This window comes from Micrococcus sp., assembly GCF_030523875.1.
Classification (GTDB): Bacteria; Actinomycetota; Actinomycetes; order Actinomycetales; family Micrococcaceae; genus Micrococcus.
Genome location: NZ_JAUNHR010000039.1, coordinates 1 through 13,017, shown reverse-complemented (window position 1 = coordinate 13,017; position 13,017 = coordinate 1). Strand labels below are relative to the sequence as shown.

The window sequence follows — 13,017 nt, the reverse complement described above, 5'->3', positions numbered from 1 at the left end:
CGCCCGGTGCTCCCGTCCCCTCCGGGTGTCACTCGCAGGCGACCCCGTCGTCGTCGCCGTCCATGGCCGAGCGGTAGCCCGGCTCGCCGCGCAGCAGCGGGGCGGCGCCGGCCGCACGGGCCGCGGTGCAGTTCTTGTAGAACACCTCGGCCTCGGCCGCCGGCTCCGGCTCCGGGGCGGGCTCCGGGTCGACGGGCGCGGCGGGCTCGGGCTCCGCGGCCGGTTCCGGCGCGGGGGCCTCCTCCGCCGGCGCGGCGTCCTCCGGGGCGGCCGGGGCGCCGGCCCCCTCGCGCGCGGGCACCTGCTGGTCCGGGCAGTCGGCGAGGACCCGGGCCATGGCGTCGTGCTCCGCGGAGGTGACCCAGAGCCCGTACTCGGCCTTGACGGCGATCTGCCGGGCCACGTAGGGGCAGCGGTAGGAGCGGCTCGGCGGCAGCCAGGTGGCGGCGTCGCCGTCGGACTTGGCCTGGTTCGTGGGTCCGTCCACCGCCAGCAGGTTCAGGGGGTCGTTGGCGAACGCCAGCCGATCGTCCGCGTCGAGGGACCGGGCGCCCTTCTGCCAGGCGTCGGACAGGGCCACCACGTGGTCGATCTGCACGGCGGACGAGGTGTCCTGGCCGGAGACGAACGCGATGGTGCTCCCCGTGTACGGCCCGTGGAGGGTGCCGCGCTGCACCTTGCACCCGCCTGTGCCGGGCTTGACCGCCACGTCCACGAGGTCCCGGCGCAGGATGTCGTTGCGCGTGTCGCAGCCGTTGCGGTCCACGTCCGCCCAGCTCGGCCCGAACAGCTCCCGCCCGTAGCCGGTCTTCGGCGCACGGCCCTTGACCTCGAGCGTGTCCAGCAGGGCCAGGGCGGTGTTCGCCTCGGCCTCGGCGCGCGCCGGGGCGACGGACGACGACGGCGCCGCCTCAGGCTGGTCGTCCGCCGCGGTCTCGATCCTCGCCTCCGATTCCGGAGCGGCGGGGGCGGACGGGGGAGCGGAGGCCGTGCGGGTCGGGGCCGCGGAGGTGGGCCCGGTGGTCCGGGGCTCGGCCGGGCCGCCCCACGCGGAGGAGCCCGCGGCCGAGACCGCCGAGGAGGGGGAGGGGGTGGGCGCCGTCGACGGGGCGGCGGGAGCGGGGGAGGAGGCCGAGGCGTCGCCGCCGGCCTGCGGATCCCCGGTGTCCCGGGCGAGGCCGCCGAGCAGCAGGGCCAGGAGCACCAGCCCGATCAGCAGGAGGCCCAGGCACCCGCAGCCGGCCCGCCGGCCCGTCCCCGCCCCGGACGGCGCGGCCCCCGCGGGGGACGTCGGACGGGCGGGACGGGACGGACGGGAGGGAGGCATCCGTCCACCCTAGTCAGGCGCGGGTCCGGGGCCCGGGAGGCGGGGGCGGCGGGGTCCCCGTGGCGGGGTCAGGCCAGGCGCAGCTCCGTCAGGCAGGTCGCCCCCGAGGGGCCGGAGTCGAACGGGCATGTGGCGGTCTCCCCGCCGGCCCGGACCTCCACGGTGCCCCTCAGCCCGCGGGGCACCCAGTGGCCGGTGAAGCCGTTGGCCCCGGTGCGGGCGTCGGCGTCGACGAGCACCCGTCCGTCGGCGGCGGTGACCCGCACGTGGACGTCCGTGTCCGCGAGCTCGCCCTGGCAGCCGCCCAGGGCGTGCAGCACGCAGTCGTGCGTCACCTCGCGGTAGGGCGCCAGGGACAGGTAGAAGAGGCCGGCGGTCAGGGGCGCGACGGCCTCGCCCTCCGCGTCGGCGAAGCGGACCTCGTCCGCGCGGACCTGGCCCTGGAGGGCCAGGGGTCGGGCCTGCGGCAGGCGGTCCACCCCCTCCACGGCCTCCTCGGCCGTCGTCGCCTCGACCCCGTGCCGGGCCAGGAGCGCCCGGACGTCCCCGGGCAGGGCGTCGGGGGAGGCCGAGCCGGTCGGCGCCCCCGCGGCGCCCGGGGAGGGGGCGGACGGGCCGCCGCCGTCCCCGCTGGCGCCGCAGGCGCTCAAGGCGGCCGCCCCCGCGGTGGCCGCCGCCGCGATGAGCAGACGACGGCGGGTCGGGTCGGGGCCGGGCCGGACGTGGGGGGACCGGGCGGGACGGGACACGGGTGCTCCTCTCCGGCCCGGCACGGAGCCGGGCGCATGCTCCTGTCCGTCAGTCTGTCCGGCGCCCGCCACGGCCCTCCCCGCATGGCGCGGCATGACCTGCCCCCCGCGTAGGCTCCCACGGGTGAACCGCACCGCCCGCTCCGACGAGAGCACCCCCGCCCTGCCCGACGTCGACGCCGCCCGCCTCCGCTCCGGTCTCGAGGAGGCCCTCGAGGCCGCACGCCCCGAACGGGAGGGCGAGCCCTCGGACTACCTCGAGGACGTGGCCAACCAGGACGTGGACGGCCTGGCCGCCGCCGTGTGCACCACGGACGGCGAGGTCGCGGTGGCCGGCGACGCCGACGCGCGCTTCGCCCTGCAGTCCGTCTCCAAGGCGCTCACCTACGCCGTGGTCCTCGAGGAGGTCGGTCTGGACGAGACCCTCGAGCACGTCGGCGTGGAGCCCTCCGGCGAGGCGTTCAACCACCTCTCCCTCCACGACGACGGCCGCCCCTACAACCCGCTGATCAACGCCGGCGCCATCATGGCCCACGCCCTCGTCCCCGGCGACGACGCCGAGGCCCGCGTCCGGTTCCTGCTGGAGCGCTACTCCGCGCTCGCGGGCCAGGAGCTGGAGGTGTCCCGGGAGGTGGTGGAGGCCGAGCGGGAGCGGGCCGACCGCAACCTGGGCCTGGCGCACCTCCTCGCCGACGGTGGCCGCCTGCCGATCCCGGCCCGGGAGGCGGTCGAGGGCTACCTCGCGCAGTGCTCGGTGCGGGTGGGCGCGGAGCAGCTGGCGGTGATGGGCGCCACCCTCGCCGCGGGCGGCGTCAACCCGCGCACGGGCGAGCGCGTCCTGCGGGAGGAGGTGGCCCAGCAGGCCATGTCCGTCATGCTCACGTGCGGCATGTACAACGCCTCCGGCCAGTGGGTGGCGGAGGTGGGCATCCCGGCGAAGTCGGGCGTCTCCGGGGCGCTGTTGGGCGCCGTGCCCGGCGCCCTCGGCATCGCCACGTGGTCCCCGCGCCTCGATGAGCGGGGCAACTCGCTGCGCGGGATCGCCGTGTTCGAGGATCTCGCGGAGCGCTGGGACCTGCACGTGCTGCAGCACCACACGGCGCTGCGGGGCCTGCGCGGCTGAGGAACCGCCGCCCGTCGCCCCTTGTCACAGGGGGGAGGCGCGCCCCTAGGGTCATCTCCATGACTGAGCACACGGACCAGAAGGACCAGCAGCGCCCCGACTCCGAGATCCCGGTGGAGTCCTCCCAGCTGGCGCACGACGACCCCTCCACTCGCCACCCGGAGCAGGACGCCCCGATCCAGGACCAGCCCGAGCCGGGCCTGGATGTGGAGACCGACCCCGTCCCGGACATCGGCCTGGACTCCTACCGGGGACTCGGCCGCCTGGAGGGCCGCAAGGCCCTGGTGACCGGCGGCGACTCCGGCATCGGCGCCGCCGTCGCGATCGCCTACGCCCGCGAGGGTGCCGACGTGGCCATCGCCTACCTCCCCGCGGAGCAGCGCGACGCCGACCGGGTCCTCGAGGCGATCCGCGCGGCCGGCCGCACCGCCGTGGCCCTGCCGGGCGACCTGATGGACGAGGACTACCGCAGCTCCGTCGTGGACCGGGCCGCGGAGCAGCTGGGCGGTCTGGACATCCTCGTGAACAACGCCGGCAAGCAGGTCGTCAGCGAGTCCCTCGAGGAGCTGACCGACCAGCAGGTGTTCGAGACGTTCCAGGTGAACATCCTGTCGATGTACACGCTCTCCCGCGCCGCGCTGAAGCACATGGGCCCGGGCTCCACGATCGTGAACTCCACCTCGATCCAGGCCTACAACCCCAACCCGATGCTGCTGGACTACGCCGCCACCAAGTCGGCCATCAACGCCTTCACCAAGGGCCTGGGCCAGCAGCTGGCCCCCAAGGGCATCCGCGTCAACGCCGTGGCCCCCGGCCCGGTGTGGACGGTCCTGCAGGTCTCCGACGGCCAGCCGAAGGAGAAGCTGCCGAAGTTCGGCGAGGACACCCCCACCGGCCGCCCCGGCCAGCCCGTGGAGATGGCCCCGGCCTACGTGTTCCTGGCCTCCCCCGAGTCCAGCTACGTGGTCGGCGAGACCCTCAACGCCAACGGCGGCACGCCCACCCCGTGACCGTCCGCCCGGCGGCCCTGCGCCGGGCGATCCCGGCGACGCCCCGGCGCCCCTGCGGCGGCGGGGCGTCGTCGTCCTGCGGGAATGGCCCGCCCTCCGCCGCGGTTGATCCGCAGCGCAGGAGTCCGCGCAGCCCACGACCTCGAGGAGAGCACCCCATGAGCACCACCGTCCCCCGGACCGCCTTCCACGACGGCCGGTCCATCCCCCAGCTGGGCTACGGCGTCTGGCAGGTCGAGGACGAGGTCGCCGCCGACGTCGTCGCCCAGGCCATCTGCGCCGGCTACCGACACATCGACACCGCCGCGATCTATGGCAACGAGGAGGGCGTGGGCCGCGCGATCGCCTCCGCCGGCGTGCCGCGCGAGGAGCTGTTCATCACGACGAAGGTGTGGAACTCGGACCAGGGGCGAGAGAGGACCCGCGCGGCCCTCGAGTCCTCCCTCGAGAAGCTCGGCACCGACTACGTGGACCTCTACCTGATCCACTGGGCCAAGCCCGCGCAGGGCCTGTACCTCGAGACCTGGGAGGCCCTGATCGAGGCGCAGGAGGAGGGGAGGGTGCGCTCCATCGGCGTCTCGAACTTCCCCGCCGAGCAGCTCGAGGAGATCATCGAGGCCACCGGTGTGGTGCCGGTCATCCACCAGGTGGAGACCCACCCGTACTGGCAGCAGCGCCGGCTGCGCGAGGTCCAGGAGCGCCACGGGATCGTCCACGAGTCCTGGTCCCCGCTGGGCCAGGGCGGCGAGGTCCTCGAGGACCCGGTGATCACTGCGATCGCCGAGGCGCACGGCGCCACCCCCGCCCAGGTGGTCATCGCCTGGCACCTGGCCGAGGGCTTCGTGGTGATCCCGAAGTCGGTCACCCCCGAGCGGATCGCCTCCAACCTGGCGGCGGCCGAGCTCACCCTCTCCGAGGAGGAGCTGGAGCAGATCCGCGGCCTGGACCGCGAGGACGGCCGCATCGGACCGGACCCGGCCACCATCACCTTCTGATCCGGCCCGCTCCACCACCGCCCGCCCTCGGACCCACGGGGGCGGGCGGTGATAGCGTGAGCCCTGAGCATCACACCTGATCACCACACCCCGATCCCCTCCCGACGGGCCGGCCCACGGGCGTGCCCGCCGGAGGACGATCCGCCGCACGTCACGGAAGGCCAGCCCCATGTCCCACGCCGCCCCCACGCAGTCGGTGCGCGCGCCCCGTCCCACCACGCCGGTGACGACGCAGACCCGCGCGAGCTCGCTGTCCGACCTCTTGGGCGCCCTCGTCCGCCTGCTGCCGCTGCAGCTGAAGGACGAGCTCTCCCTGGCCAAGGGCCACATCGCGGCCAAGGGCAAGAAGGCCGGCATCGGCGCCGCCCTCGCCGTCCTGGGCCTGGGCCTGCTGGCCCTCATGCTGGTGGCCCTCGTGGTCGCCCTGATCGGCGCCTTCGCCGACCCGACCTTCTGGTTCCCGGCGCTCATGGTGGCGCTGGTCTTCCTCGTGCTCGGCCTGGTCCTCGCCGGCGCCGGTGCCATGCAGATCAAGGGCGCCATGCCGCTCGTGCCCCAGGAGACCGTGCGCAACCTCGAGTACGACCTCGGCTACCTCAAGGAGGGCAACGACTTCGACCCGGCCGAGTACGACCGCCTCAAGGCCGAGCGCAAGGAGGCCGAGCGCATCGAGAAGCAGCGCGCCGCCGAGCGCAGGAAGATCGAGGAGGAGGAGAACAAGAAGGCCCGCAAGAACGGCCTCGCCGCCCCCCACCCCGATCAGGACGACGCCTCTGACGACGAGGTCCGCCGCCGCGCCGAGCTGCGCCGTCGCCACCTCGGTGACATCCGCTCCGGCCTCGAGGAGCGCACCAGCGTCAAGGGCAACGTGGCCGCCTTCACCGCCCAGCGCAAGCTGCGCGGCGCCACCGCGGACACCGCCCACGCCACCGACCAGACCGCCCCGTACACCGGCGCCGCCCGCGCCGGCGAGCAGGCCGCGTCCGCCGAGGACTACGTCAAGGACCGCTGGCAGCCGCTGGCCTTGCTGGGCGCCTCGGGCACCGCGTTCGCGGTCCTGGCCTCCCGCCTGCGCGGCCGCCGCGACTGACCTCCCGTCCGTCCGGCACGACGACGCCCCGATCCGCACCGGATCGGGGCCTCGTCGTCGTTAGGCTGGGGGAGGGGGACCGTCCCGTGCGCGCCGCGCCCTGCTCCTCCGCCCGTCCCGCCCGACCCGAGGAGACCATGAGCACCGCCGCCACCGGACAGGCCGCCGGACCGTGCCGCTGATCCCGGTCCTGTGCGCCCTCGCCGGCGCGGTGTTCCTGGCGCTGGGCAGCGAGCGCCAGGCCCGCGGCGTGCGCGCCCTCGAGGCGCGGGCCCCCGCCCGGGGAGGGATGCTCGCGCTGCTGGGCTCGCCCGTGTGGCTCGTGGGCGGGGCGCTCATGCTGGCCGGCATCGCCCTGAACGTCACCGCCCTGGCCCTGGCCCCGTTGAGCGTGATCCAGCCGCTCGGGGCCATCGCCGTGGCCGTCACCACGGTGCTCCACGCCCGCACCGCGGGCCTGCGCATCGACCGCGGCACGTGGGCCGCCATCGGCGCCTGCACCGTGGGGTCCGCCTCCTTCGTGCTCATCACCCTCGCCGCCACGCGCCAGAACCCCGTGCCCACGACGGAGCAGGAGCGGGTGACGGTGGCCATCGCGTGGATCGCCGTGGCGCTGGCCGTCCCGGCGGCGCTGTGGCTGCGCCGGCACGTCAGCGCGCTGGTGCCCATCCTGGCCGCCGGGGTGCTCTACGGGTTCGTGGCCGTGGCCGTCCGGCTCACCGCCGTCCGGGTGCTCGGGGCGCGCCTCCCGGACGCGGACGTGCTCGCCGTCGTCGCCGTGGCGGGCCTGCTGGGCGTGTGGTTCGTGCAGACCGCGTACCGGCACGGGCCGCCGGACCTGGTGGTGGCGGGCCTGACCGTGATCGATCCCATGGTGGGCGTCCTGATCGGCATCCTGGTGCTGGGCGAGCTGCGTCCGGACGTGCCCGGCTGGGTGGGCCCGGGACTCGTGGCCGCCGCCCTGGTTGCTACCGTGGGGATCGTGCGGCTGGCGCGGAGCCACCCCGACGTGCTGGCCCGACGCCAGGACGGCCGCGCCCCCGTCCCGACCCCAGGAGAGACCCCCACGTGAGCCCCCGAGAGCTCCCCGGCGCGGAGCGTCCGCTGACCGTGCTCATCGCCGCGGACACCTACCCGCCGGACGTGAACGGGGCCGCGACCTTCTGCCTCCGCCTGGCCACCGCGCTGCACGCCCGCGGGCACGAGGTGCACGTGGTGGCCGCGCGCACCGAGGACGGCCCGGACACCGTGGAGCAGCGGCCCGAGGCCACCGTGCACCGGCTGCAGTCCTGGCACGCGCCCACCCACGAGTACTACCGGCTGGTGTTCCCGCCGCGGGCCCGCCGCTCGATGCGCCGCATCATGGCCGAGGTGGAGCCGGACGTGGTGCACGCGCAGTGCCACTACATGATCGGGGCCGCCGCCATCCGGGTGGCCGAGCAGCGCCGCGTGCGCACCGTGTCCACCAACCACTTCATGCCGGAGAACCTCGAGCCGTTCCTGCCGTTCCCGCAGTGGGTCCTGGACCGCTATTCCCGCTACTCGTGGTGGCGGATGGGCCGGCTCATGGGCAAGGGCGCGGCCGTGACCACCCCCACCGCGCTGGCCGCCGGGGCCATGGCCCAGCGGGCCGGCCTGGACCGCGTGCTGCCGATCTCCAACGGCATCGACGCCGCCGCCTACGAGCCCGCCCCCGGCGAGGTGGTGGAGCCCCACGCGCACCCCACCGTCCTGTTCGTGGGGCGACTGGCGGTGGAGAAGCACGTGGACGTGCTCGTCCGGGCGATCGCCCACCTGGCGCGCACGCGGCCGGACCTGGACGTGCACGCGGAGATCGTCGGCGACGGCGAGCAGCGCGACGCCGTCGACCGCGTCATCCGCGAGGAGGGCGTGACGGAGCGCGTGCACCGGCGCGGCCACGTCTCCGAGGAGGAGCTGCACCGGGCGTACCTGCGCGCGGACGTGTTCTGCCAGCCCGGCACCGCCGAGCTGCAGTCCCTGGTCTCCCTCGAGGCGATGAGCGCCTCCACCCCCGTGGTGCTCGCCGACGCCCTGGCCCTGCCCCACCTCGTGGACGACGGCGTCAACGGCTGGCTCTTCCCGCCGGGGGACCACGAGGCCCTCGCCGAGCGGATCGCGCGGGTCCTCGACCTGCCCGACGCCGAGCGCGCCGCCATGGGGGAGGCCTCCCACGCCAAGGCGGTGCAGCACTCCGCGCGGCGCACCGTGGACCTCTTCGAGCGGCTGTACCGCGGCGAGACCGCCGCGCGCATCCGCGCCGAGCTCTGAGGCCCCTGGCTAGGATGGTCAGGTCCCGCCGGCGCCGACGAGCGCGGCGCGGGGCGGGGGGCGTTAGCTCAGTCGGTCAGAGCAGGGGACTCATAATCCCTGGGTCGCGGGTTCAAGCCCCGCACGCCCTACCCGCAGCACGACGTCGGCCCCCGCCCTGGCAGTCCAGGGCGGGGGACGACGTGGTCGTGGTGGGGGCGGCTCAGTAGCGGCCGACGACCGCCATGCGGTTGGAGGTCATGACGTCGATGGTGGTGACGACGAGGTCGTCGGTGGGGTTCATCGCGTGGGCGACCTTGCCGTTCCCGAGGTAGATGGCCACGTGGTACATCCGGCCGGTGGACTGGTTGGACCAGAAGACGAGGTCGCCGGGCTGCGCGTCGGAGAGCGAGTGGTAGGAGCGGGCGCCCATGTACTGGTCGTGCGAGGTGCGCGGGATGGTGATGCCGGCCTGCGCGAACGCCGCCTTGGTCAGGCCGGAGCAGTCGTAGCCGTACGGGCCGTTGCCGCCCCAGGCGTAGTAGGTGTCCGGGTCGGCGACCTTGGCGAGGGCGAAGTCGATCGCGGCCTGCTTGCCGGAGGACTGATGGATCACCGGGGCGGTGCTCGTGGTGGTGCCGGAGGTCTTGAGGACCATGCCCGGGTGCAGCTCGGTGCTGGCGGTCATGCCGTTGATCTTCTGCAGCGTGCTCATGGACACGCCGGTGCGCTGGCTGATGATCCACCAGCCGTCACCGGGCTGGACCGTGTAGGTGCCGGCCGTGGAGGTCACGGTGCCGGAGGTCTTGAGGACCATGCCCGGGTGGAGCATGTCGCTGGAGGTCATGCCGTTGAGCAGCATCAGCTGGGAGATCGACACGCCGGTGCGCTGGCTGATGATCCACCAGCCGTCGCCGGCCTGGACGGTGTAGGTGGACTCGGCGGCCTGGGCGGCGGGGGCCACCACTGCGGAGGCGGCGCCGGCCGTGGCCAGGGCGCTCGCTCCGAGGGCGAGGGCCAGGGTGGCCGAGGAGGTGCGGATGCGGCGGGCGGGGGCGAGGGTGTGCTCGGTCAAGGCGGTGCTCCGTGAGGTGAGCGGTGGACTGGTCGCGGAGCGACCACGACGAGGGAATGCCGGCCCACCGGGGCGAGAGGATGACGGGGTGACGCCCGGACGCCGGGAGGCGTCCGGACCGGAAGAGTGAGGCAGGTCTCGTGACCGAACCGTGACCTACCGTATCCGATCGTTACCGAAACGCAATGTGAACTTTCTGCAGAGCCCGAACGTCGCAGGTCAGAGGCGTGGACTGCACGTCACCTCCTGGCCTCCGGGCAGCGCTCCCGTGGGGCGAGTCCGGGGCGCCTCCCGCGTGGCGTGCCGGTTAGCGTGGAGGCGTGACCCGCCCCCTCCTGCTGCTCATGGACGCCCGCTACACCCGCACGGACGTGCACGACGGCATCTCCCGGTACGGCGCGAGCCTGATCGAGGCCGTGCACCGCACCGCCGACCCGGCACGGGTGCGCGTGGAGATGCTGATCTCGGACGAGCGCCAGCTGCGGCTGCTGCCCGCCGGCGTGCCGTGGCACCGCGTCTCCGCCCCGACCTCCGTCCGAGAGCCGTGGGTGGCCCGGCAGGTCCGTCGGCTGCGGCCGGACGTGGTGTTCTCGCCCCTGCAGACCATGGGCTCATGGGGGCGTCGTCACGGACTTATCCTCACGCTGCACGACCTGATCTACCACGAGCACCCCACCCCGCCCGGGGACCTGCCCGAGCCGCTGCGCTGGCTCTGGCGCGCCTACCACCTGGCCTACACGCCGCAGCGGCTTCTCCTGGACCGCGCGGACGCCGTCGCCACCGTCTCGCGGACCACCGCGGACCTGATCGCGGAGCACCGGCTGACGCGACGCCCCGTGCGGGTGGTCCCCAACGCGCCCCAGCCGGTGGCCGCCCCCCGCGACCCGCGGCGGGCCCCTGCCCGGGAGATCCTCTACATGGGCTCGTTCATGCCCTACAAGGACGTCGAGTCGGTGCTCGAGGCCGCGCCCCTGCTCCCCGGGTACACCCTGCACCTGCTCTCCCGCATCGGCGACGAGCGACGCCGCGCCCTCGAGGTGCACCTCGCCGACGCCCGACGGCGGCGGGGGGCCCACGGGGCGGAGGTGGTCTTCCACGGCGGGGTGGAGGAGGCGGAGTACGTCCGGCTGCTGCGGCGGGTCACGGCATCCGTCACGCTCTCCCGCGCCGAGGGGTTCGGCCTGCCCGTGGCCGAGGCGCAGGCGCACGGCACCCCCGTGGTGTGCTCGGAGCTGCCCGTGTTCCGCGAGGTGGCCGGCGCCGGCACCCCCGCGTGGCGCGGCGTCCCGCTCGAGGGGGACCGCGGCGCGGCGCTGGCCCGGCACGTCCGGGAGCTCGAGGACCCCGGCGTCTTCGCCGCCGCCTCCCGCGCCTCCGTGGCCCAGGCCGCCCGGTTCACGTGGGACGCCTCGGCTGCCGAGCTGCTCGACCTCGTGGCGGACGTGGCCCGGCGCCGGGCGGCCTAGACCGGCCCGTCCTGCGGCCACAGCACCGAGGGCCCGGCCCAGCCGAGGGAGATGAGCGGGTCGAGGTAGCGGTCGAAGCGCGCCGCACCGACCTGCCAGGCGTCCTCCCGGCGCAGCCCCCAGTGCACGCACCGCACGGGGCAGTGGAGGACGACGGCGGACACCGTGCCGACCTCCTGCCCCGCGGCCACCGGCTGGCCCACGATCAGGGTCGAGTCCACGGGCTCGAACGAGCTCAGGGTGCCGTCCGCGTGCGCGAGCGTGACCACGCCCCGCCCCGCCACGGACCCCACGAACCGCACCGTGCCCGCCGCCGGCGCCACCACCCGGCCGCCCGGGGCGGCCACGTCCACCCCGCGGTGGCCCCGGCCCCACGGCTTCAGCGGACCGGCGAAGCCGCGGAGCACGTCCTCGGGCCCGGCTCCGGGCACCGGCGGCAGCAGGGGTGCGGCCGGGCCGAGGACGTCCATGCGGGCGGTCACGACGCGCGGCACGCCCGCCTCCGACGCCGCGGGCGCGGACGGCTCTGCGGGACCGGCGGAGGATCCCACGGTCAGGGCGGCGACGGCCGCGAGGACGAGGAGGGGCGTTCGGCGGGGCGTCGGATGCGGGGGAGGGCGGTGCGGGCGGGGCTGGGGCATGCCGCCCACGCTGGGGCACCGGGGCGATGGCCGGCGACCCCCGCAGCCGTCGTGGTGGAGCGCCGCGGGGCCGACGTCGCCTGTGCAGGACCGGCGGCCGTCCGCTCCGTCGTCGGGCCGCGGTGACACCCCACGGCCCGGACGGCGGGGAGGGGCCCGTGGGGTAGGATCGCGGGAGCGGTGTCGTGCCACCGGCGTTCAGCCGTGCCATGACGCCGACTCCGCGCACCACGGTGGTCCCGCCCGAGCGGGTCCAGCCCCCACGTCCGGTCCCCGTCCGCCCGCAAGGTCGGCCGGGGTGATCGTGGGGCCCGGCAGTCGCCGTCGTGATGCCAGGGGCCGCCGTGGAGGCGGCCGCCAACCGTGAAACGCAACGACCGGCAGACCGCCCGTGCGCACCGCGCGGGGTCCCACGGCTGCCACAGAAGGGAACGCCATGTCCGTCGTGACCATGCGCAATCTGCTCGACTCCGGTGTCCACTTCGGCCACCAGACCCGCCGTTGGAACCCGAAGATGAAGCGCTTCATCCTCACCGAGCGCAACGGCATCTACATCATCGACCTGCAGCAGTCGCTGACCCACATCGACCGCGCCTACGAGTTCGTCAAGCAGACGGTCGCCCACGGCGGCACCATCCTGTTCGTCGGCACCAAGAAGCAGGCCCAGGAGGCCATCTCCGAGCAGGCCTCCCGCGTGGGCATGCCCTACGTGAACCACCGCTGGCTGGGCGGCATGCTCACCAACTTCCAGACCGTCTCCAAGCGCGTGCAGCGCATGAAGGAGCTCGAGGCGATCGACTTCGAGGACGTGGCGGGCTCGAACCACACCAAGAAGGAGCTGCTGCTCCTCAACCGCGAGCTGCAGAAGCTCCAGGGCAACCTGGGCGGCATCCGCGACATGTCCAAGACCCCCTCCGCCGTGTGGATCGTGGACACCAAGAAGGAGCACCTCGCCGTCGACGAGGCGCAGAAGCTGGGCATCCCCGTGGTGGCCATCCTCGACACCAACTGCGATCCGGACGAGGTCACCTACCCGATCCCGGGCAACGACGACGCGATCCGCTCCGTCGCCGTCCTCACCCGCATCGTGGCCGACGCCGTGGCCGAAGGCCTGATCGCCCGCCAGGGCGGCAAGTCCGGCGACTCCGCCGCCGAGCCGATGGCCGAGTGGGAGCGCGAGCTCCTCGAGCAGCACGAGGCCGAGCAGGGCCAGAAGGCCGAGCAGGCCGAGGCTCCGGCCGCCGAGCAGCCCGCCGAGGCCGCCGCCGCCCCG

At 74.9% G+C, this 13,017-nt stretch carries 12 protein-coding genes and 1 tRNA gene; 9 read left to right on the top strand and 4 right to left on the bottom strand.

Going from position 1 to position 13,017, the window contains the following annotated elements; all coding sequences use genetic code 11:
* Window positions 1–28: 28 nt before the first annotated feature.
* Both Q4D18_RS06730 and Q4D18_RS06725 read right to left on the bottom strand, forming a co-directional pair.
* Window positions 29–1,327 carry a DUF1524 domain-containing protein gene (locus Q4D18_RS06730; RefSeq protein ID WP_303126735.1) on the bottom strand — a complete coding sequence of 433 codons (1,299 nt, stop codon included), beginning with the start codon at window positions 1,325–1,327 and terminating at the stop codon, window positions 29–31.
* Between the two features lie 68 nt (window positions 1,328–1,395).
* Window positions 1,396–2,076 (bottom strand): CueP family metal-binding protein, encoded by a 681-nt coding sequence (locus tag Q4D18_RS06725; protein ID WP_303126734.1) that lies wholly within the window; start codon window positions 2,074–2,076, stop codon window positions 1,396–1,398.
* A gap of 124 nt (window positions 2,077–2,200) precedes the next feature.
* On the opposite strand from Q4D18_RS06725, the gene glsA reads away from it, so the two are divergent.
* The 7 genes from glsA (at window position 2,201) to Q4D18_RS06690 (ending at window position 8,714) form a co-directional block, all read left to right on the top strand.
* Window positions 2,201–3,199 carry a glutaminase A gene (gene glsA, locus Q4D18_RS06720; protein WP_303126733.1) on the top strand — a complete coding sequence of 333 codons (999 nt, stop codon included), beginning with the start codon at window positions 2,201–2,203 and terminating at the stop codon, window positions 3,197–3,199.
* A gap of 59 nt (window positions 3,200–3,258) precedes the next feature.
* Window positions 3,259–4,209, top strand: a complete 951-nt coding sequence (locus Q4D18_RS06715; protein WP_303126732.1) for an SDR family oxidoreductase — start codon at window positions 3,259–3,261, stop codon at window positions 4,207–4,209.
* A gap of 158 nt (window positions 4,210–4,367) precedes the next feature.
* Complete coding sequence (locus Q4D18_RS06710) at window positions 4,368–5,204, top strand: aldo/keto reductase (protein ID WP_303126731.1); 837 nt, start codon at window positions 4,368–4,370, stop codon at window positions 5,202–5,204.
* 169 nt (window positions 5,205–5,373) lie between these two features.
* A complete protein-coding gene (locus tag Q4D18_RS06705) occupies window positions 5,374–6,294 on the top strand; it encodes a phage holin family protein (protein ID WP_303126730.1) in 921 nt (306 codons plus the stop codon).
* Window positions 6,295–6,466: 172 nt separating this feature from the next.
* On the top strand, window positions 6,467–7,366 hold the full coding sequence (locus Q4D18_RS06700) for a DMT family transporter (protein ID WP_303126729.1): 900 nt from the start codon (window positions 6,467–6,469) through the stop codon (window positions 7,364–7,366).
* The gene (locus tag Q4D18_RS06695; protein ID WP_303126728.1) at window positions 7,363–8,583 is read left to right on the top strand and encodes a glycosyltransferase; all 1,221 of its coding nucleotides are present in this window, start codon (window positions 7,363–7,365) and stop codon (window positions 8,581–8,583) included. The genes Q4D18_RS06700 and Q4D18_RS06695 overlap by 4 nt, the downstream gene beginning before the upstream one ends.
* A gap of 57 nt (window positions 8,584–8,640) precedes the next feature.
* Window positions 8,641–8,714, top strand: a tRNA-Ile gene (locus Q4D18_RS06690).
* A gap of 71 nt (window positions 8,715–8,785) precedes the next feature.
* On the opposite strand, the gene Q4D18_RS06685 is transcribed toward Q4D18_RS06690, so the two are convergent.
* A complete protein-coding gene (locus Q4D18_RS06685) occupies window positions 8,786–9,637 on the bottom strand; it encodes a C40 family peptidase (RefSeq protein ID WP_303126727.1) in 852 nt (283 codons plus the stop codon).
* 344 nt (window positions 9,638–9,981) lie between these two features.
* On the opposite strand from Q4D18_RS06685, the gene Q4D18_RS06680 reads away from it, so the two are divergent.
* On the top strand, window positions 9,982–11,103 hold the full coding sequence (locus Q4D18_RS06680) for a glycosyltransferase (protein WP_303126749.1): 1,122 nt from the start codon (window positions 9,982–9,984) through the stop codon (window positions 11,101–11,103).
* On the opposite strand, the gene Q4D18_RS06675 is transcribed toward Q4D18_RS06680, so the two are convergent.
* Window positions 11,100–11,597, bottom strand: coding sequence for a M23 family metallopeptidase (locus tag Q4D18_RS06675; RefSeq protein WP_303126726.1), 498 nt, complete (start codon window positions 11,595–11,597; stop codon window positions 11,100–11,102). The genes Q4D18_RS06680 and Q4D18_RS06675 overlap by 4 nt on opposite strands.
* Window positions 11,598–12,180: 583 nt before the next feature.
* Between Q4D18_RS06675 and rpsB the strand changes: the two genes are divergently transcribed.
* Window positions 12,181–13,017 (top strand): 30S ribosomal protein S2 (gene rpsB / locus Q4D18_RS06670; protein ID WP_303126725.1); only part of this gene is annotated, 837 nt, incomplete at its 3' end.